Origin of the sequence: Citrobacter sp. CK202 (assembly GCF_030333225.1) — a bacterium.
GTDB lineage: Bacteria > Pseudomonadota > Gammaproteobacteria > Enterobacterales > Enterobacteriaceae > Citrobacter_B > Citrobacter_B koseri.
This window is the reverse complement of record NZ_JAOWGI010000029.1, coordinates 557,114-576,584: the sequence shown is the minus strand read 5'-3', so window position 1 is coordinate 576,584 and position 19,471 is coordinate 557,114. Positions and strand designations below refer to the sequence as shown.

The 19,471-nt window shown below is 55.6% G+C and carries 21 protein-coding genes; 3 read left to right on the top strand and 18 right to left on the bottom strand.

The annotated features are described in order from the left end of the window. Positions 1-71: 71 nt before the first annotated feature. The 3 genes from OGX84_RS22490 to OGX84_RS22480 are packed head-to-tail and all read right to left on the bottom strand — an operon-like array spanning position 72 to position 2,339. Positions 72-308 carry a non-oxidative hydroxyarylic acid decarboxylases subunit D gene (locus OGX84_RS22490; protein ID WP_012134852.1) on the bottom strand — a complete coding sequence of 79 codons (237 nt, stop codon included), beginning with the start codon at positions 306-308 and terminating at the stop codon, positions 72-74. Positions 309-318: 10 nt separating this feature from the next. Next, the gene (locus OGX84_RS22485; RefSeq protein WP_286450564.1) at positions 319-1,746 is read right to left on the bottom strand and encodes a non-oxidative hydroxyarylic acid decarboxylases subunit C; all 1,428 of its coding nucleotides are present in this window, start codon (positions 1,744-1,746) and stop codon (positions 319-321) included. Continuing rightward, positions 1,746-2,339, bottom strand: coding sequence for a non-oxidative hydroxyarylic acid decarboxylases subunit B (locus OGX84_RS22480; RefSeq protein WP_286450563.1), 594 nt, complete (start codon positions 2,337-2,339; stop codon positions 1,746-1,748). Before OGX84_RS22480 ends, OGX84_RS22485 begins: the two co-directional genes overlap by 1 nt. Positions 2,340-2,506: 167 nt before the next feature. Here OGX84_RS22480 and OGX84_RS22475 point away from each other — a divergent pair, with 167 nt between their 5' ends. Beyond that, entirely contained in the window at positions 2,507-2,911 is a 405-nt protein-coding gene (locus OGX84_RS22475; RefSeq protein WP_286458414.1) for a MarR family winged helix-turn-helix transcriptional regulator, read from the top strand. 154 nt (positions 2,912-3,065) lie between these two features. Here OGX84_RS22475 and rpoS read toward each other — a convergent pair whose 3' ends face one another. The 12 genes from rpoS to cysD all read right to left on the bottom strand — a co-directional run bounded on the left by rpoS (position 3,066) and on the right by cysD (position 12,964). Next, a complete protein-coding gene (rpoS, locus tag OGX84_RS22470; RefSeq protein ID WP_000081498.1) occupies positions 3,066-4,058 on the bottom strand; it encodes an RNA polymerase sigma factor RpoS in 993 nt (330 codons plus the stop codon). Between the two features lie 62 nt (positions 4,059-4,120). Further along, entirely contained in the window at positions 4,121-5,248 is a 1,128-nt protein-coding gene (nlpD, locus tag OGX84_RS22465; RefSeq protein WP_286458412.1) for a murein hydrolase activator NlpD, read from the bottom strand. 138 nt (positions 5,249-5,386) lie between these two features. Beyond that, positions 5,387-6,013 carry a protein-L-isoaspartate O-methyltransferase gene (gene pcm / locus OGX84_RS22460; protein WP_012134859.1) on the bottom strand — a complete coding sequence of 209 codons (627 nt, stop codon included), beginning with the start codon at positions 6,011-6,013 and terminating at the stop codon, positions 5,387-5,389. After that, a complete protein-coding gene (gene surE, locus OGX84_RS22455; protein ID WP_012134860.1) occupies positions 6,007-6,768 on the bottom strand; it encodes a 5'/3'-nucleotidase SurE in 762 nt (253 codons plus the stop codon). Before surE ends, pcm begins: the two co-directional genes overlap by 7 nt. Next, entirely contained in the window at positions 6,749-7,798 is a 1,050-nt protein-coding gene (gene truD, locus OGX84_RS22450) for a tRNA pseudouridine(13) synthase TruD (protein ID WP_012134861.1), read from the bottom strand. The genes surE and truD overlap by 20 nt, the downstream gene beginning before the upstream one ends. Continuing rightward, positions 7,795-8,274, bottom strand: coding sequence for a 2-C-methyl-D-erythritol 2,4-cyclodiphosphate synthase (gene ispF, locus OGX84_RS22445; protein ID WP_012134862.1), 480 nt, complete (start codon positions 8,272-8,274; stop codon positions 7,795-7,797). Before ispF ends, truD begins: the two co-directional genes overlap by 4 nt. Positions 8,275-8,413: 139 nt before the next feature. Beyond that, positions 8,414-9,109, bottom strand: a complete 696-nt coding sequence (gene ispD, locus OGX84_RS22440) for a 2-C-methyl-D-erythritol 4-phosphate cytidylyltransferase (RefSeq protein WP_112001655.1) — start codon at positions 9,107-9,109, stop codon at positions 8,414-8,416. An 18-nt stretch (positions 9,110-9,127) separates the two neighbouring features. Beyond that, positions 9,128-9,439 (bottom strand): cell division protein FtsB, encoded by a 312-nt coding sequence (gene ftsB / locus OGX84_RS22435; protein ID WP_012134864.1) that lies wholly within the window; start codon positions 9,437-9,439, stop codon positions 9,128-9,130. 201 nt (positions 9,440-9,640) lie between these two features. Continuing rightward, positions 9,641-9,964, bottom strand: coding sequence for a DUF3561 family protein (locus tag OGX84_RS22430; RefSeq protein WP_012134865.1), 324 nt, complete (start codon positions 9,962-9,964; stop codon positions 9,641-9,643). Positions 9,965-10,013: 49 nt separating this feature from the next. Then, complete coding sequence (gene cysC, locus OGX84_RS22425; protein WP_104868263.1) at positions 10,014-10,619, bottom strand: adenylyl-sulfate kinase; 606 nt, start codon at positions 10,617-10,619, stop codon at positions 10,014-10,016. Further along, entirely contained in the window at positions 10,619-12,046 is a 1,428-nt protein-coding gene (gene cysN, locus OGX84_RS22420; RefSeq protein ID WP_104868262.1) for a sulfate adenylyltransferase subunit CysN, read from the bottom strand. The genes cysC and cysN overlap by 1 nt, the downstream gene beginning before the upstream one ends. A 9-nt stretch (positions 12,047-12,055) precedes the next feature. Further along, positions 12,056-12,964 carry a sulfate adenylyltransferase subunit CysD gene (gene cysD / locus OGX84_RS22415; RefSeq protein WP_047461624.1) on the bottom strand — a complete coding sequence of 303 codons (909 nt, stop codon included), beginning with the start codon at positions 12,962-12,964 and terminating at the stop codon, positions 12,056-12,058. Between the two features lie 253 nt (positions 12,965-13,217). On the opposite strand from cysD, the gene OGX84_RS22410 reads away from it, so the two are divergent. After that, positions 13,218-14,261 carry an aminopeptidase gene (locus OGX84_RS22410; protein ID WP_112001654.1) on the top strand — a complete coding sequence of 348 codons (1,044 nt, stop codon included), beginning with the start codon at positions 13,218-13,220 and terminating at the stop codon, positions 14,259-14,261. Between the two features lie 132 nt (positions 14,262-14,393). On the opposite strand, the gene cysH is transcribed toward OGX84_RS22410, so the two are convergent. From cysH to cysJ, 3 genes are all read right to left on the bottom strand, one after another. Next, positions 14,394-15,128 carry a phosphoadenosine phosphosulfate reductase gene (gene cysH / locus OGX84_RS22405; RefSeq protein WP_058668019.1) on the bottom strand — a complete coding sequence of 245 codons (735 nt, stop codon included), beginning with the start codon at positions 15,126-15,128 and terminating at the stop codon, positions 14,394-14,396. A gap of 101 nt (positions 15,129-15,229) precedes the next feature. Next, positions 15,230-16,942: an assimilatory sulfite reductase (NADPH) hemoprotein subunit gene (gene cysI / locus OGX84_RS22400; RefSeq protein ID WP_286458410.1), complete on the bottom strand. Its 1,713-nt coding sequence runs from the start codon at positions 16,940-16,942 to the stop codon at positions 15,230-15,232. Then, positions 16,942-18,747: an NADPH-dependent assimilatory sulfite reductase flavoprotein subunit gene (cysJ, locus tag OGX84_RS22395; protein ID WP_104868258.1), complete on the bottom strand. Its 1,806-nt coding sequence runs from the start codon at positions 18,745-18,747 to the stop codon at positions 16,942-16,944. The genes cysI and cysJ overlap by 1 nt, the downstream gene beginning before the upstream one ends. Before the next feature lie 307 nt (positions 18,748-19,054). Here cysJ and queD point away from each other — a divergent pair, with 307 nt between their 5' ends. Beyond that, on the top strand, positions 19,055-19,417 hold the full coding sequence (gene queD, locus OGX84_RS22390) for a 6-carboxytetrahydropterin synthase QueD (RefSeq protein WP_012134875.1): 363 nt from the start codon (positions 19,055-19,057) through the stop codon (positions 19,415-19,417). Positions 19,418-19,471: the final 54 nt, after the last annotated feature.

Below are 19,471 nucleotides of genomic sequence, written 5' to 3'. Positions count from 1 at the left end.
ATGCACAGGCCAGCAAGACACACCACAATCCGTAGGCCGGATAAGGCGTCAGCCGCCATCCGGCTTTTTTATTAACGCTTATCTTCCGCCAGCAGCGGTGGAATGCCCGGCACCATCGGCGCTTGATCAATATCTTTCTGCGTCATGCGAAACGCTTGCGGATAATGTTCGCGGCTGGTACGGCGTAGCGGCTCAGTATCACGCCAGGTGTACAGACAATGTTGGCACTGATACACCGTCCAGATCCCTTTGACCGGAGAGGTCGCCATCAATTCAATATGTTCATCAGCACAACGTGGACAAATCATCTGCTACTCCTTATTTACGGTTGGCCAGCATGGCAGTCAGCTTTTCAGCCCAGGCTTTGGTTTCCGGTAAATCACATACCGGCTGGCTATAGTGGCCGCGATTATCCGGCGCAACCGGCGTTGTGGCGTCGATAATCAGTTTGTCAGTGATCCCCGCCGGGCTTGAGCCTGGGTCCAGTTCCAGCACCGACATGTTCGGCAGCTGCACCAGATCGCCTGCCGGGTTGACCTTCGACGACAGCGCCCACATCACCTGCGGCAGGTTGAACGGATCGACATCCTCATCAACCATAATCACCATCTTCACATAGCCCAGACCGTGCGGTGTGGTCATTGCCCGCAGGCCGACCGCGCGGGCAAACCCGCCGTAGCGTTTTTTGGTCGAGATAATCGCCAGCAGACCGTGGGTATACATGGCGTTAACCGCCTGCACTTCCGGGAACTCCGCTTTCAACTGCTGATACAGCGGCACACAGGTCGCTGGCCCCATCAGGTAGTCGATTTCAGTCCACGGCATCCCGAGGTAGAGCGATTCAAAAATCGGTTTAGTGCGATAAGACACTTTGTCGATGCGCACTACCGTCATATTGCGCCCACCAGAATAGTGGCCGGTAAACTCGCCAAACGGCCCTTCAATTTCACGCTTACGGCTTTCGATCACCCCTTCAAGGATCACTTCTGAACCCCACGGCACATCAAAGCCGGTCAGCGGCGCGGTGGCGATCGGGTATGGGCTTTCGCGCAGCGCGCCCGCCATTTCATACTCAGACTGATCGTATTTCAGCGGCGTGGCGCCCATCAGAGTGATGATCGGATCGTTACCGAGCGTAATAGCAATCGGCAGATCTTCGCCACGCTCTTCCGCCTTATGCAGATGCAGCGCGATATCGTGCATTGGCACCGGTTGCAGGCCCAGCTTGCGCTTGCCTTTCACTTCCATCCGGTAGATACCCACATTCTGCTTGCCGAAGTGATCCGGGTCGAGCGGATCGCGGGAGACGACACAGGCTTTATCCAGATAGAAGCCGCCATCGCCATCGTTGAGGCGAAACAGCGGCAGAATATCAAACAGGTTGATCGCCTCGCCATCAACGGTGTTTTCCGCCCACGCCGGGTTGGCACGGCGCTCGGGGGCGACGGGGAACGTGTCCCAGCGGCGGATAAATTCATCAATTTGCTTTTTTACTGGCGTATTGGGCGGCAAGCCTAAAGAGATGGCATGGTTCTGCCAGGAACCAATGGTGTTCATCGCCACGCGCGCATCCGTGAAGCCACGGATATTATCGAACCACAGCGCGGGCGCGCCGTCGCCAATGCGCCCGGTTGCGTTAGCCGCAGCAGCCAGATCCGGCTCTACATTCACTTCTTCACTGATTTTCAGCAGTTGCCCCTGCTCGTCGAGCGCCTGCAAAAAGCTGCGTAAGTCATCAAATGCCATTATTCATTCTCCTGTGAAAAATTCTGCGCCTGCTGCAACCCCTGCCAGCGCCGGGCACGCGGATGCTCCAGACCAAACTGATCCAGCACACGCGCCACAATATGCTGCGTAATATCATCAATGGTTTGCGGATGGTTGTAGAAAGCAGGCATGGGCGGCACCATCGCGACCCCCATGCGGGAAAGGGCGAGCATGTTTTCCAGATGGATCGTGCTGAGCGGCATTTCACGCGGCACCAGCACCAGTTTGCGCCCTTCTTTCAGCACCACGTCGGCGGCACGGCCAACTAACCCCTCGGCATATCCTGCGCAAATCCCCGCCAGCGTTTTCATACTGCAAGGCATAATGATCATGCCGTCGGTGCGAAATGAGCCGGAAGAGATCGTCGCCGCCTGATCCGCCGGGTTATGGCAGTAATCAGCCAGTCCGGCAACATCTCGCGCACTGTAAGGCGTTTCCAGCTCAATGGTCGTTTTGGCCCACTTAGACATTACCAGGTGTGTTTCTACTGTCGGCATTTGCCGCAGCGCCTGTAGCAGCGCAATGCCTAGCGGCGCCCCCGTTGCGCCGGTCATCCCCACAATCAGTCTCATCCATCACTCCATTTTGTTCGTATACGAACGTTTTAGATAAAATACGCTACCCGGAATACCTGGACAAGCTTCATTCCCCATAGCCGCACGGAGAGCTAAAAGATTGAGCATTATAAAAATTGCTACAACCCGTTATGATAGCAACAGATATTTTGCCAGGAGCGCACATGGAGTTACGAAACACAGCGTTTCATCTGTTACGTCAGCTTTTTCAACAGCATACGGCCCGCTGGCAGCACGAATTACCGGAACTGACCAAGCCACAGTATGCGGTAATGCGCGCTATTGCTGAGCATCCAGGCATTGAGCAGATTGCCCTAATGGAGGCGGCGGTCAGTACAAAAGCGACGCTGGCGGAGATGCTAAGCCGAATGGAAAGCCGGGGACTGGTAACGCGGGAAAGCGATCCACAAGATAAACGCCGCCGCTTTGTTTATCTTACTGGCGAAGGAGAAACGCTGCTGACCGGCGCCATGCCGTTGGGGGATCGTGTGGATGATGAATTTTTAGGGCGCCTGAGCGACGATGAGCGTGCGCAGTTCACGCAGCTGGTGCGTAAGATGATGGGGTAAAGTCAGCCTGGGATATTTTTGTCGGCCCGATAAGCAAAGCGCCATCGGGCAATAAGTGCCAGATGGCGGCTACGCCTTATTTGGCCTACGATACGAACTGACGCCCAAAGAAAAAGGCCAGTCTCACGACTGGCCTTTTTTGACGAATAATCACTTACTCACGGAACAGCGCTTCGATATTCAGCCCCTGAGTCTGCAAAATTTCGCGCAGACGACGCAGGCCTTCAACCTGAATCTGACGAACACGTTCACGGGTGAGACCAATTTCACGCCCCACATCTTCCAGTGTCGCCGCTTCATACCCCAGCAGACCGAAACGACGTGCCAACACTTCACGCTGTTTGGCGTTCAGTTCGAACAGCCATTTGACGATACTCTGTTTCATATCATCATCTTGCGTGGTGTCTTCCGGGCCGTTCTCTTTTTCATCGGCCAGGATATCCAGCAACGCTTTTTCGGAATCACCACCCAGCGGGGTGTCTACCGAGGTTATGCGCTCGTTGAGACGAAGCATACGGCTGACGTCATCAACCGGTTTATCCAGTTGCTCTGCTATCTCTTCCGCGCTCGGTTCGTGATCCAGTTTATGCGACAACTCTCGTGCGGTACGCAGATAGACGTTCAGCTCTTTAACAATGTGAATCGGCAGTCGAATCGTACGGGTTTGGTTCATAATGGCCCGTTCGATCGTCTGGCGAATCCACCAGGTAGCGTATGTTGAGAAACGGAACCCACGTTCAGGGTCAAACTTCTCGACGGCACGGATAAGCCCCAGATTGCCCTCTTCAATCAGGTCCAGCAACGCCAGTCCACGATTGCCATAACGGCGGGCAATTTTTACCACCAGACGCAAGTTACTCTCAATCATGCGACGGCGAGAGGCAACATCTCCACGCAGTGCGCGACGCGCAAAATAAACTTCTTCTTCGGCCGTTAACAGTGGCGAATAACCAATCTCACCAAGGTAAAGCTGAGTCGCGTCCAACACACGCTGTGTGGCCCCTTGCGATAACAGCTCCTCTTCAGCCAGGTCGTTATCACTGGGTTCCTCTTCACTCAAGGCTTTTTCGTCAAAAGCCTCTACTCCGTTCTCATCAAATTCCGCGTCTTCATTTAAATCATGAACTTTCAGCGTATTCTGACTCATAAGGTGGCTCCTACCCGTGATCCCTGGACGGAACTAGCAAGTGCAAGCCTGGTTCCGCCGAATTATCGCTGCGGTAAATAGCGCAGCGGGTTTACGGATTTCCCCTTGTAACGAATTTCAAAATGCAAGCGTGTAGAACTGGTTCCGGTGCTACCCATGGTAGCGATTTTTTGCCCCGCCTTAACTTCTTGTTGTTCCCGGACCAGCATCGTATCGTTATGGGCGTAGGCACTCAGGTAATCATCGTTGTGTTTGATGATAATAAGATTACCGTAACCGCGCAGCGCGTTACCGGCATATACGACGCGTCCATCTGCGGTCGCGACAATAGCCTGTCCTTTACTGCCTGCAATGTCGATCCCTTTGTTGCCACCTTCGGTAGCCGCGAAGTTTTCGATCACTTTGCCCTCAGTCGGCCAGCGCCATGTGGAGATTGGCGAACTGGTTGACGTACTGCTTGCAGTCGGTTCGGTTGTGCTCGCTGTTGGTGCCGTTACAGGCGCTGTGACCACGGTCCCAGCAGGCTTGTTGTTCGGCAACATTTTATTAGCACTTTGTTCACCTGAATCCTCAGAATACGTAATTGTCGGTTTCGACGCAACTACAACGGTGGAATTTTGTGCAGGTTTGGTCACAACTCCTTGCTCTACTGCATCCGCCTGCGTAATCGCGTTGCCGCCGGTAATTGGCGTGCCTGAGGCATTGCCGACCTGGAGCGTTTGCCCCACATTCAGGCCGTATGGGGCCGGAACGTTGTTACGCTGAGCAAGGTCGCGGAAATCGTTCCCGGTGATCCAGGCGATATAAAAAAGCGTGTCGCCTTTTTTAACGGTGTATGTGCTGCCGCCGGTGTAGCTGCCTTTCGGAATGTTCCCATACTGGCGGTTGTACACGATACGGCCATTTTCCATTTGCACAGGCTGCTCAGCGACCGGCTGGATCTGCCGGGACTGGGCAACCGGTTGAACAGACTGCACGGGCTGAATCTGCGGCGTTTGTTGCGCCGTTGTCCCCATTTTGGGCGGCGGCGTGATCAGCATCCCGGAGCTGGTGCTCGACGGGGTATTACCATTAACTGAGCTTACCGGCGCAGGAGGATTCGAAGAATTGGAACAACCTGCCAGCCATAGCGAAACCAGCGACAATGCCGCAATGCGGCTAACGGTGAATTTTGGGCTTCCCGCGCTCATTTATCCCCCAGGAAAAATTTGGTTAACAACCAGTGACGTAATAACCGTGCAAGGCATCGGCCTGGACGCTGGAAACGTCCCCACAATACGCTTACCCTTTATAAAATAACCAGGAAAAATCCGGGTATTAAAGGATGCTTAAGCGAGTTCGCCTTTCACTAAAGGCACAAAGCGGACGGCCTCCACGGTATCGATAATAAATTCGCCTCCCCGGCGACGCACCCGTTTCAAGAACTGATGCTCCTCACCCACGGGTAAAACGAGAATCCCGCCTTCATCCAGCTGCGTCATTAACGCCGTCGGAATTTCCGGCGGAGCTGCCGTCACGATGATGGCGTCAAACGGGGCGCGAGCCTGCCAACCTTGCCATCCATCGCCATGACGAGTTGAAACATTGTGTAAATCAAGCTGTTTCAGGCGACGACGCGCCTGCCATTGCAGCCCTTTAATGCGCTCCACCGAGCACACATGCTGTACCAGATGCGCGAGAATCGCCGTCTGATACCCGGAGCCAGTGCCGATCTCCAGCACTCTGGATTGCGGCGTCAGCTCAAGCAATTCTGTCATTCGCGCCACCATATAGGGCTGCGAAATGGTCTGCCCCTGGCCAATCGGCAAAGCGATATTGTCCCAGGCTTTATGTTCAAACGCTTCATCAATGAATTTTTCACGCGGGACGGCGGCAAGCGCATCCAGCACTTGCTCATCTTTGATGCCCTGAGCGCGCAATTGTTCAAGAAGAGTGTGTACGCGTCTGCTTACCATTGCGCGTCAACTCCCACGCTGTCTAACCAGTCCGAAACCACATCATGCGCGCTATACGCCGTTAAATCCACATGCAGCGGGGTAACGGAGACATAGCCCTCATCCACTGCCGCAAAATCGGTGTCCGGCCCGGCGTCGCATTTGCCTCCCGGCGGGCCGATCCAGTACAGCGTGTTGCCGCGCGGGTCCTGCTGTGGAATAACCTGATCGGCCGGATGGCGGCTGCCGCAGCGGGTTACGCGAATGCCTTTGATTTGATCCAGCGGCAGATCCGGGACATTGATATTCAGAATGCGTCCGGTACGCAGCGGCTCCCGACGTAATGCACGCAAAATAGAGCAGGTTACCGCTGCCGCCGTCTCATAGTGCTGATGGCCGTCAAGCGATACCGCCAGCGCGGGAAAACCCAGGTGACGGCCCTCCATCGCTGCGGCGACGGTCCCGGAATAGATGACATCATCGCCCAGATTGGGGCCCGCGTTAATGCCTGAAACCACAATATCCGGGCGCGGACGCATCAGCGCGTTCACGCCCAGGTAGACGCAGTCGGTCGGTGTGCCCATCTGCACGGCGATATCGCCGTTATCAAAGGTAAAGGTACGAAGCGAGGATTCCAGCGTCAGCGAGTTTGACGCGCCACTGCGGTTACGATCCGGGGCGACGACCTGTACGTCAGCAAACTCACGCAGCGCTTTCGCCAGCGTTTGTATACCGGGCGCGTGGACCCCATCATCGTTACTCAGCAATATGCGCATAATCACCCATTGTGTTAATCAGTTCCCTTACGACGCTGGTGGCGAAACTGCCTGCCGGTAGCCAGAAGCGCAGCTCAACGGTGACGTCATCCCACCAGTTCCAGCGTAATTGTTGCGGATAGAGCAGCATCGCTCTGCGCGCCGCTTCAACCTTTTCGCGCAGCAGTAACGATTGCAGTTCGCCCTCATCCGCAATGGCAGCCTCTTCAAACGCCAGCGCGTCGCGCAGGGTTCCCCACTCGCCGCTACCGGGAAGCGCCGCCGTAATCATCAGTTCTTTTTCGTCAACGCGACGCTGCAATTCCGCCTGTTCTTCCTGCGTGGCCACAAACCAGCTCCCGCGCCCCGCTAATTGTAGCGCATCGCCATCAACAACTTGATTAAAGTCTGGTTTTTTCACGCGTTCGTTGACGATCTGATTAAACAACGCACTGCGGGCCGCCGACAACCAAAAACTGCGTTTATTGCGATCGCGCACCGGCGCATTGCTTTGCGCCCAGCGCAGCGCGCCTTGCAGGTTGCTGCCGCCAATGCCGAATCGCTGCGCGCCAAAATAGTTTGGTACGCCGCGCGTATTGATGGCCTGTAGCCGGGCTTCGACATCATCACGATGGCTGACTTCACGCAGCACCAGCGTAAACGCGTTGCCCTTCAGCGCGCCTAAACGCAGCTTACGTTTGTGACGCGCGTACTCCAGCACTTTACAGCCTTCAATCTGGAATGCGCTCAGGTCTGGCATCTCTTTGCCCGGCACGCGCGCGCACAGCCACTGTTCAGTGACGGCATGCTTGTCTTTCTGCCCGGCAAAGCTCACTTCACGGGCATGAATTTTAAGGAATTTCGCCAGCGCATCGGCCACAAAACGGGTGTTACAACCGTTTTTCAGAATGCGAACCAGAATATGTTCGCCTTCGCCATCTGGCTCAAAACCTAAATCTTCAACCACCACAAAATCTTCCGGGTTCGCTTTAAGCAGCCCGGCGCCCTGCGGCTTTCCGTGGAGGTACGTCAGGTTTTCAAACTCGGTCATTTCGCGGCCTTAATCAGTAGCGCCACCGCTTCGCAGGCAATCCCTTCCCCACGCCCGGTGAACCCGAGTTTCTCCGTGGTGGTCGCCTTGACGTTGACATCATCCATATGACAACCAAGATCTTCCGCGATAAACACGCGCATTTGCGGGATATGCGGCAGCATCTTCGGCGCCTGGGCGATAATGGTCACGTCCACGTTACCAAGGGTATAGCCTTTGGCCTGAATGCGTCGCCATGCTTCCCGCAGCAATTCGCGGCTGTCCGCGCCTTTAAAGGCCGGATCGGTATCCGGGAAAAGTTTGCCGATATCGCCAAGCGCCGCCGCGCCGAGCAGCGCATCGGTCAGCGCATGCAGCGCCACGTCGCCATCAGAATGCGCCAGCAGCCCTTTGTCATACGGGATGCGCACGCCACCAATGATAATTGGGCCTTCTCCGCCAAAAGCGTGTACGTCAAAACCGTGTCCGATTCGCATTATGCATTCTCCTGATATACACATCATCCTTCAAGCTGCCTCTTTGTTGGCTGCCTTTGTTCACCCCAGTCACTTACTTATGTAAGCTCCTGGGGATGCACTCAGTTGCCGCCTCGATGCAGCCTGAATGATTTTGTGTCTAGATTGTTCGGGTCAGATAAAATTCCGCAAGCGCCAGATCTTCCGGGCGGGTGACTTTTATATTATCAGCCCGGCCTTCAACCAGTTGGGGATGAAAACCGCAATACTCCAGCGCGGACGCCTCATCGGTAATGGTCGCGCCTTCGTTCAGCGCACGGCTCAGGCAATCATGCAGCAGCTCGCGTGGGAAGAATTGCGGCGTTAACGCGTGCCACAGGTCGGTACGCTCTACGGTATGCGCAATGGCGGCTTGACCCGGCTCGGCGCGTTTCATGGTGTCGCGTACCGGAGCGGCGAGGATTCCGCCCGTGCGGCTGGTTTCGCTAAGCGAGAGCAGACGCGCCAGGTCATCCTGATGCAGACAAGGCCGGGCGGCGTCATGCACCAGCACCCACTGCGCGTCACCGGCCGCCCGTAAGCCTGCCAGTACGGAATCGGCGCGTTCGTCACCTCCGTCCACGACGGTGACCTGCGGATGTTGCGCCAGAGGAAGTTCGGCGAAGCGGCTGTCGCCAGGGCTGATTGCGATAACGACGCGCGTCACCCGGGGATGCGCCAGCAGCGCATGCACCGAGTGTTCAAGAATGGTTTTATTGCCAATAGAGAGATATTGCTTAGGACATTCCGTTTGCATTCGGCGGCCAAATCCGGCAGCCGGTACCACAGCGCAAACGTCCAATAAAGTGGCTGCCATGTCATTTCCTGGGCTGATTTATCGATTAGTTTGCCCCGCAGCCTGAGCACGTTTAGACGCGTCAGGCACCAGACGGTAAAAAGTTTCGCCCGGTTTGGTCATGCTGAGTTCATTACGCGCGCGCTCCTCGATCGCTTCCTGGCCGCCATTGAGATCGTCAATTTCGGCGAAAAGCTGATCGTTACGCGCTTTAAGTTTCGCATTCGTAGCTTGCTGCGCAGCCACATCATCGTTGACGCGGCTGTAGTCATGTATGCCGTTCTTACCGAACCACAGCGAATACTGCAACCAGACCAGTAAAGTCAGCAGCAGCAGCGTTAGTTTACCCATCCTGCCCCCTGAAAAACGGCACCATCATCCCATAACTTTCCCAGAGACTCTACTCTGAGGCGGGAATGCCGCGACAACGCGGGCAAATGTACCACATTTATCCGCCGATCCGCATATCTCGTGCAGGGAGAACATAATCTTATTGTTGGTTACGGTTTGAATTATGGCCACTCTCGCCCGTCATGAAAAGGGAGGGCTGACCTACCCCAACAGCCACATGAAGAGCGCGCCAAACATCGCGCCTACCGTTAATAGCGTAGCCGTAATGCTGTAGAACAGTTTGCCGCTCATGATTGAATGCAGGGCCACGCCAACCACAACCGCAACAGGCATGAGCGCCAGGAAGAAGGGCCAGGTATAGAGGAAGAAAAACAGCGTGTTAGGGCCATAGATGAGAAAGGGAATTCCCAACGCCAGCAGCCACGAGGCAAAACCGACCACGGCGCCCGGCAGTGACCAGGTTGTGTCGTCGTCGGTCGTGAGGGCATCTGACCTTGTGATAGTAATGTTATGGCTATTACGCATATCGAATCCTGTAACCTTGACTCACCAGGCATACAAGCCCGGCGGTGTCTCAGGATCTGATAATATCGCCCTGTCTCAGTAGATCTAATAATTGGGCAACCAAATTTGTTACTAATTGTTCACCATCCAGATGAACTTCAGGCGATTCAGGCGTTTCATATACCGAATCAATGCCGGTGAAATTACGCAGTTCACCCGCCCTGGCCTTCTTGTACAGCCCTTTAGGATCGCGCGCTTCACAGGTTGCCAGCGGCGTATCGACAAAAACCTCGATAAACCGCCCCTCCCCGATGCGCTCGCGCACCATCTGCCGCTCCGCGCGATGCGGCGAAATAAACGCCGTCAGCACCACCAGCCCGGCATCCACCATCAGGTTCGCAACCTCCCCCACCCGACGGATATTCTCTTTACGGTCTGCGTCGCTAAAGCCAAGATCGCTGCACAGGCCGTGACGGACATTATCGCCATCCAGCAGCCAGGTGCTGACGCCCAGCTTATGCAGGGCCTCTTCCAGCGCGCCTGCAACCGTTGATTTCCCCGAACCGGAAAGTCCCGTAAACCAGACCACAGCCCCTTTATGCCCATGCAGCGCTTCACGATCTTCGCGCGTCACCGCATGGGCATGCCAGACGACGTTTTCGTCATGCAGCGCCATTACTTGCCTCCCAGCAAATCACGCGCGCCCCAGTGCGGGAAGTGGCGACGGATCAGCGCGTTCAGTTCCAGCTCAAAATCGCTGAACCCGGAAGGCGTCGCGGCGGTGCGCTCAATAGGCTCACGCACCAGCCCCGCGCCAACGGTCACGTTGGACAGCCGGTCGATGATGATTAACCCGCCAGTGACCGGGTTCTGCTGGTATGTATCCAGCACTAACGGTTCGTCAAAAGTCAGTTCGACCAGGCCGATACCGTTCAACGGCAGGCTTTCCACCTCGCGCTGGGTCAGGTTGTTGATATCAACCTGATGGCGAATGGCATCGACGCGCGCACGGGTCTTTTTACCGGCAATCTTGATGTCATAACTCTGCCCGGCCGACAGCGGTTGTTCCGCCATCCATACCACATCAACGGCGGCGCTCTGTACGGCTGGCAGGTTTTCGCCTGCATCCAGCAACAGATCGCCACGGCTGATGTCAATTTCATCTTTCAGCACCAGCGTAATCGCTTCACCGGCGTGCGCCTCTTGCAGATCGCCATCAAAGGTGACGATGCGCGCCACGTTGGATTCAACGCCGGACGGCAGAACTTTGACACGCTGCCCGACCTTCACGCTGCCGGAGGCCAGCGTTCCGGCATAACCACGGAAATCGAGGTTCGGCCGGTTCACATACTGTACCGGGAAGCGCATCGGCTGGGTGTCGACAACCCGCTGGATCTCAACCGTCTCCAGCACTTCCAGCAGCGTCGGGCCGTTGTACCACGGCATACTGGCGCTCTGGGTCGCGACGTTATCCCCTTCCAGCGCAGAGAGTGGCACAAAGCGGATGTCCAGGTTCCCCGGCAGCTGCCCGGCAAACGTCAGGTAGTCTTCGCGAATACGGGCGAACGTCTCCTCGCTGAACCCCACCAGATCCATCTTGTTGATCGCCACCACCAGGTGCTTAATGCCCAGCAGCGTAGAGATGAAACTGTGGCGGCGGGTCTGATCCAGCACGCCTTTGCGGGCGTCGATCAGCAGGATCGCCAGATCGCAGGTCGATGCGCCGGTCGCCATGTTACGCGTGTACTGCTCGTGCCCTGGCGTGTCGGCAATAATAAATTTGCGTTTCTCGGTCGAGAAATAGCGGTACGCCACATCAATGGTAATTCCCTGCTCGCGCTCAGCCTGCAACCCGTCGACCAGCAGCGCCAGATCGAGTTTTTCACCCTGGGTGCCATGACGCTTACTGTCGTTATGCAGCGACGAGAGCTGATCTTCATAAATCTGACGCGTATCGTGCAGCAGTCGGCCAATCAGCGTGCTTTTACCGTCATCGACGCTGCCGCAGGTCAGAAAACGCAGCAGGCTTTTGTGTTGCTGGGCAACCATCCAGGCTTCGACGCCGCCTTCATTAGCGATTTGTTGTGCAAGTGTGGTGTTCATGGCGGCTCCTTAGAAATACCCCTGACGTTTCTTCAGCTCCATTGAGCCCGCCTGGTCGCGGTCAATCACGCGCCCCTGACGTTCACTGGTGGTCGAGACCAGCATCTCTTCAATAATTTCCGGCAGCGTCTGCGCGCTGGATTCCACCGCCCCCGTGAGCGGCCAGCAGCCGAGGGTACGGAAACGCACCATGCGTTTTTTGATCACCTCGCCGGGTTGCAGGTCAATACGATCGTCATCGATCATCATCAGCATGCCGTCGCGCTCCAGCACCGGGCGCTCAGCGGCCAGGTACAGCGGCACGATCTCGATATTTTCCAGCCAGATGTACTGCCAGATATCCTGTTCGGTCCAGTTAGAGAGCGGGAAAACGCGGATGCTTTCGCCTTTGTTAATCTGCCCGTTATAGTTGTGCCATAGCTCCGGGCGCTGGTTTTTCGGGTCCCAGCGGTGAAAGCGGTCGCGGAAGGAATAAATACGCTCTTTGGCGCGCGACTTCTCTTCGTCGCGGCGCGCGCCGCCGAACGCGGCGTCAAAGCCATATTTATCCAACGCCTGTTTCAACCCTTCGGTTTTCATAATATCGGTGTGTTTAGCGCTACCGTGAACGAACGGGTTAATCCCCATCGCCACCCCTTCCGGGTTTTTATGCACCAGCAGTTCACAGCCGTAGGCCTTTGCGGTGCGATCGCGGAATTCGTACATCTCACGAAACTTCCAGCCGGTATCAACGTGCAGCAGCGGAAACGGCAACGAGCCTGGATAAAACGCTTTACGCGCCAGATGCAGCATGACGCTGGAATCTTTACCGATGGAATACATCATCACCGGATTAGAAAATTCGGCGGCCACCTCGCGAATGATATGGATGCTTTCCGCTTCCAGCTGCCGCAGGTGGGTGAGTCGTTTTTGGTCCATAACCGTTCCTTTGCAATACCGCTATTTTGCTAAACATTCAGATAACACGACTATAGGGAGCGCGGGAGAACGAATGAAATTACGAATTGGAATGAGTAGTTCCTCAAAGGAATAACGATTTGAGAAAGCAAATATCAAAAAGTGCTTAACCCACCGAATTTAGGGCATTTCAGAGCAAATGAAATTGTTTTACGGCAATCACGGTTTCATACTAAGCGGGTAAAAATTTCTGCTCTGTATTTAAGGACTCACTATGTTTTCCGCATCGCGCCTCCGTGCAGCGCTCCTGGCGCTCGGCGTATGCTTTATCCTTCCCGCGCAGGCAACGTCACCGAAGCCTGGCGATATCGCCAATATTCAGGCACGACACATTGCAACATTCTTTCCCGGCAGAATGACCGGAACACCGGCGGAGATGCTCTCTGCCGATTATTTACGTCAGCAATTTGAGCAGATGGGATATCGCAGCGATATCCGAACATTTAATAGCCGCTATATTTATACCGCCAGGAATAATCGCAAGAACTGGCATAACGTGGCGGGCAGTACCGTTATTGCGGCGCACGAAGGGAAAGCGCCGCAACAAATTATTATTATGGCGCACCTGGATACCTATGCGCCGCTGAGCGATGCCGATACCGACGCCAATCTCGGCGGTTTAACCTTGCAGGGCATTGACGATAACGCCGCCGGGCTGGGCGTGATGCTGGAACTGGCTGAACGCCTGAAAGACATCCCGACGCAGTACGGCATCCGCTTTATCGCTACCAGCGGTGAAGAAGAGGGAAAGCTGGGCGCAGAAAACCTGCTTAAGCGAATGAGCGCCGCTGAGAAGAAAAATACGCTGCTGGTGATTAACCTTGATAACCTGATTGTCGGCGACAAACTCTACTTCAATAGCGGGCAGCAAACGCCGGAAGCCGTACGCAAACTGACGCGCGACCGGGCGCTGGCGATTGCGCGCAGCCACGGTATCGCCGCCGCGACCAATCCGGGTCTGAACAAGGATTACCCGAAAGGCACAGGCTGCTGTAACGACGCCGAAGTCTTCGATAAAGCCGGTATTTCCGTGCTGTCGGTTGAAGCCACCAACTGGAATCTGGGGAAAAAAGACGGCTATCAGCAGCGTGCGAAAACGCCTTCATTTCCGGCCGGAAACAGTTGGCACGATGTGCGTCTGGATAACCAACAGCACATCGACAAGGCGCTACCAGGAAGAATTGAACACCGCAGTCGCGATGTCGTGCGCATCATGTTGCCACTGGTAAAAGAACTGGCGAAAGCCGGTAAAGCCTGATGTGTCGCCCGGTGGCGGCTACGCCTTACCGGGCCTACAGAGCTGCACTTGCCGGATGGCGGCATAAATGCCTTATCCGGCCTACCAGACAGTGTCTGTAGGCCTGATAAGCGCAGCGCCATCAGGCAACAATCACCCTTCGTGCAGCCCGCACTCGCGCTTCAGCCCGAAGAATCGCGTCTCTTCTTCCGCCATGCCGGGCTCCCATTTACGGGTGGTGTGGGTATCGCCAACCGACAGATAGCCCTGATCCCATAGCGGATGGTATTTCAGACCGTGTTTTTGCAGATACTGGTACACCGTCCGGTTATCCCAGTCGATGATGGGCAGCACTTTAAAAACGCCGCGCTGAATCGCCAGCACAGGCAGATGCGCCCGGCTCCCGGATTGTTCGCGGCGCAGGCCAGCAAACCACGTTTGCGCGTTAAGCTCTTTTAACGCCCGGTTCATCGGCTCGACTTTGTTGATGTCATTGTATTTCTCAATGCCCTCAACGCCTTGCTCCCACAGTTTACCGTAGCGGGCTTCCTGCCAGGCCGCGCTTTCCGTCGCACGATAGACTTTCAGGTTCAGGTTCAGCTTTTCCGTCAGCTCATCAATAAACTGGTAGGTTTCCGGGAACAGATAGCCGGTATCGGTCAGGATAACCGGAATATCCGGGCGAATCTGGTTAACCAGATGCAGGCTGACCGCCGCCTGAATACCAAAGCTCGACGAGAGCACGTATTCACCGGGTAGATTCTCCAGCGCCCACGCCACGCGTCCTTCAGCATCCAACTTTTCCAGCTGCGCGTTGGTTTCAGCCAGCGCCATGACGCGCTCGACTTTCGGCAATTCATTCAGGGCGTTTAGATCGAGTACGGACATAAGTTCCTCACTGTTTGCCTTGCCTGATGGCGCTACGCTTATCAGGCCTACCGTCTACGTAGGCCGGATAAGGCATTTATGCCGCCATCCGGCGATGCACGTTATTCCCAGAAATCCCGGGCGGGATCGAGCACCGGGCGAATGATGCCCGCACGCACCGTAAAGTCGCCGAAGCCTTCACCCGCTTCGCGCTCTTTCACCCAGCGCCCAATCAGTTCATCCAGCGACGCCAGAATTTCCGGCTCGGTAATGTTCTCTTTGAACATACGCGGGATACGCGTTCCGATGCGATTGCCGCCCAGATGCAGGTTATAACGACCTGGCGCTTTCCCCACCAGACCGACTTCCGCCAGCATGGCGCGTCCGCAGCCATTTGGGCAGCCCGTCACGCGCAGCACGATGTGCTCATCGCTCACGCCGTGGTGGGTCATCAACGCGTCCACTTTATCGACAAAGGTCGGCAGGAAACGCTCCGCTTCCGCCATCGCCAGCGGGCAGGTCGGGAACGATACGCAGGCCATCGAGTTTTCACGCTGCGATGTGACTGCATTCATCAGGCCGTGGTTGCGCGCCAGTTTTTCAATCTTCACTTTCTGGCTTTCCGGCACGCCGGCAATGATCAGGTTCTGGTTGGCGGTAATACGGAATTCACCCTTATGGATCTTCGCGATCTCCAGCAGACCGGTTTTCAGCGGGCGCCCCGGATAATCCAGAATACGGCCATTCTCAATAAACAGCGTCAGGTGCCATTTGTTGTCGATGCCTTTCACCCAACCGATGCGATCGCCGCGCCCGGTAAATTCATACGGGCGGATCGGTTCAAATTTGATGCCTGCACGACGCTCGACTTCCGCCTTGAACGTCTCGACCCCAACACGCTCCAGAGTGTATTTGGTTTTGGCGTTTTTACGATCGGTGCGATTACCCCAGTCACGCTGAGTCGTCACCACCGCTTCCGCCACCGCCAGAGTATGCTCCAGCGGCAGATAGCCGAACTCGCTCGCGGTGCGGGCATACGTTTTCTTGTTCCCGTGCTCAATAGAAAGCCCGCCGCCGACCAGCAGGTTAAAGCCCACCAGCTTGCCATTTTCCGCCACGGCGACAAAGTTCATGTCGTTGGCGTGCAGATCGATGTCGTTCTGCGGCGGGATCACCACGGTCGTTTTGAACTTACGCGGCAGATAGGTCTGGCCGAGGATCGGCTCCTCATCCGTTGTGGCGACCTTTTCCTGATCAAGCCAGATCTCCGCATAGGCGCGGGTGCGCGGCAGCAAATGCTCGGAGATCTTTTTCGCCCACTCATAGGCTTCGGCATGCAGCTCAGACTCATATGGGTTAGAGGTGCACAGCACGTTACGGTTCATGTCGTTGGCGGTCGCCAGCGCGTCCAGCCCAACGGAGTGCAGCATCTGATGTACCGGCTTCACGTTCTTTTTCAGAATGCCGTGGAACTGGAAGGTCTGACGGTTAGTCAGGCGAATGCTGCCGTAAATCGTATTTTCAGCGGCGAATTTATCGATCGCCTGCCACTGACTGGTGGTGATAACCCCACCCGGCAGACGGCAACGCAGCAGCATCGCATGACGCGGCTCCAGCTTCTGCTCGGCGCGCTCGGCGCGAATGTCGCGGTCATCCTGCTGGTACATACCGTGAAAACGGATCAGCAGAAAGTTGTCGCCTTTAAAACCGCCGGTCAGGCCGTCATTCAAATCTTCAGCAATGGTGCCGCGCAGGTAGTTGCTCTCAAGCTTCATGCGCTCGGCATCTGCCAGTTTACCTTCGACCACCAGTGGGCCTGGATGTTTTTCGCTCATTAGTAGACATCTCGCTGATAACGGCGCTCAACGCGCAGCTCACTTAAAAATTCATCCGCCGCCTCGGCATCCATACCGCCGAATTCGGCAATCACTTCCAGCAGTGCCTGCTCAACGTCTTTCGCCATGCGATTGGCGTCGCCGCAGACATAAATGTGCGCGCCGTCATTAATCCAGCGCCACAGCTCTGCGCCCTGTTCGCGCAGTTTGTCTTGTACGTATATTTTTTCTTTTTGATCGCGGGACCAGGCCAGATCGATGCGGCTCAGGACGCCCTCTTTGACGTAGCGCTGCCATTCCACCTGGTAGAGAAAATCTTCGGTAAAGTGCGGGTTGCCAAAGAACAACCAGTTTTTACCCGGCGCTTCATCTGCCGCACGCTGCTGCATAAAGGCGCGGAAAGGGGCGATCCCGGTGCCTGGACCTATCATGATCACCGGTGTTTCCGGGTTGGCCGGCAGACGGAAATTATCGTTGTGTTCGATAAATACGCGCACTTCACCCTCTTCTTCCACGCGGTCGGCCAGGAAGCTTGATGCCCCGCCCGCCCGCGCCCGGCCTTCTATTTCATAACGCACGGCGCCTACGGTGATATGCACTTCACTCTCGACTTCCGCCTGGGAAGAGGCTATCGAGTAAAGACGCGGCGTCAGCGGGCGCAGCAGCCCCACCAGCGCATCAGCATCCAGCTGAGCCGGAGAGAAACGCAGCATATCAACGACAGGCGTCGTCGCGGCGTAATGCTGCAACTGGGCTTTATCACCCACCAGCGGCAACAGCGATTCGCTGCGGGTCAGCGTGGCGTAGTTTTCCACGATATTGGCGGTGTTCACCGTCAGCTCAAAATGCCACTGCAAGGCTTCGGCAAGCGGCAGCACCTTACCGTTAACGGTAACCGGCTCCGTGCCTTTCAGCCAGACCAGTTCGACGATCTCTTTGACCAGTTCAGGATCGTTCTGATACCAGACGCCCAGGGCATCGCCCGGCTGATAACGCAGGCCGGAATCGCCCAGATCGATTTCGATATGGCGCACATCTTTTTCCGAGTCGCGGCCGGTGATTTTCTGATTGACGGCGAGCGAGGCGCTCAGCGGCGCTTCTTTGGTATAAGGGCTGGAATGCACGTCATTCACGGCCCCCGTTGCCGCGACAGCGACCTGCGCTGCCGATGCGCTCGGCGCGCGCGCTTTCAGTACGTCAACAACGCGAGCCCGCCATTCTTGTGCCGCCGCCTGATATTCCACATCCGCATCGACGCGATCGAGCAGACGCTCCCCCCCCAGTTCCGCCAGCTTGCTGTCGAAATCTTTACCCGCCTGGCAGAAAAATTCATAGGAGGTATCACCGAGGCCAAAGACGGCGAAGGCGGTGTTGTCGAGCTTCGGCGCTTTTTTAGAGAACAGAAACTTACGCAGCGCAACGGCTTCTTCCGGCGGCTCGCCTTCGCCCTGCGTGGACGCGACCACAACCAGCAGCTTTTCATTGGCGATCTGTTTGAATTTGTAGTCGCCCGCATTAACCAGCGTGACGCTCAGTTTCGCCGCCAGCAGGTCATCGCGCAGGGCTTCCGCCACGCGCCGCGCATTGCCGGTTTGCGATGCAGAAATAAGCGTAATACCCGGCATTTCAGCGACAGGCGCTGGCGTGGCGGCGAGCGTGCCCGGCTGCTGGTTCAGCATTCCCCAGAAATAGCCGGAAACCCAGGCAAGCTGGGTGGGAGAAAGATCGGTTGTGGCCGCCTGAAGGCGTGCCAGCTGCTCCGGGTTTAGCGGAAGCAAAGCGGATGGTGGGGCCTGTGTTGTCATGCGTCGTTATGTTCCAGTAGCAAAGCGGAATTTATGCAAAAAGACCAAACTAGCGATAAGGTTAACGGCGGGGATAATAACAATTAAAGAAGGGATGGAAATAACAAATAACCAAATGGACTAACCTGTTTTAGTTATAGTTATTAACAACAAAAGCGATTAAACAACCTATTGAAATAGAAAGAAATAATTCACAATTCTTGTGTGAATCTCATTATCCGCGCGTCAACGCCGTTTTAGTTAATGATAAAAAATGTGCTTTCCGGTACCCTACGGCGGTTTTTGTATTCTTGAGAGTTAATCATCCATGTCCACCACCTTGTTTAAAGATTTCACCTTTGAAGCCGCTCACCGCCTGCCCCACGTACCGGAAGGGCATAAATGTGGCCGCCTGCATGGTCATTCATTTATGGTGCGCCTTGAAATTACCGGTGACGTCGATCCGCATACCGGTTGGATCATGGATTTCGCCGAACTGAAAGCCGCGTTCAAACCGACGTACGATCGTCTGGATCATTATTATCTGAACGATATTCCAGGTCTGGAAAATCCAACCAGCGAAGTGCTGGCAAAATGGATTTGGGATCAGGTTAAACCTGCCGTACCGCTGCTGAGCGCAGTAATGGTGAAAGAGACCTGCACAGCAGGCTGCGTGTATCGCGGCGAGTGATTTTTTTGTTTGTGTCGCGGGTCAATTTTCCTTAAATAACGTTATGTTAGGGTT